The 463-nt window shown below is 39.5% G+C and carries 1 protein-coding gene; it reads left to right on the forward strand.

What is annotated here, in order from left to right; translation table 11 throughout:
• A partial coding sequence (locus tag EHC72_RS22875; RefSeq protein WP_165585925.1) for a hypothetical protein occupies positions 1-463 on the forward strand: 463 nt, incomplete at both ends.

The raw sequence follows: 463 nt of genomic DNA on the forward strand, positions 1-463 counted from the left end.
AACAGGAAATTGTAGTACAACACGAGGTGGTGATGACTGGTTACTTGATGATATTATACTTACTGCAAGTGATCCAACAGATTTTGTTATGACTGGATCTAATGGATGTGCAGGAACTAATACTGCAATGGGTCTTAATAATTCTCAAGTAGGAGATAGTTATCAATTACAGCGAGATGGAGTAAACGTAGGTAGCATTGTTGCGGGTACAGGAGCTGCTATCAGTTTAGGAACTCAATCTATAGCGGGCACTTATACAGTAGTAGCTATAGTTGGATCTGCGAATTGTAAGACAATGATTGGTAGTGTGTTGATTAATTCAGCACCAACAGTTTCAAATGCTGGAGCAGACCAAACAGGTTTGGCAACATGTGGATTAACTTCAGTAACATTAGCTGCTAATACTCCTACATCTGGAACAGGTATATGGTCTATTTTTAGTGGTGCTGGTGGTACTGTTACA

It is taken from the genome of Pedobacter nototheniae (assembly GCF_004335085.1).
GTDB classification, from domain to species: Bacteria; Bacteroidota; Bacteroidia; order Sphingobacteriales; family Sphingobacteriaceae; genus Pedobacter; species Pedobacter nototheniae.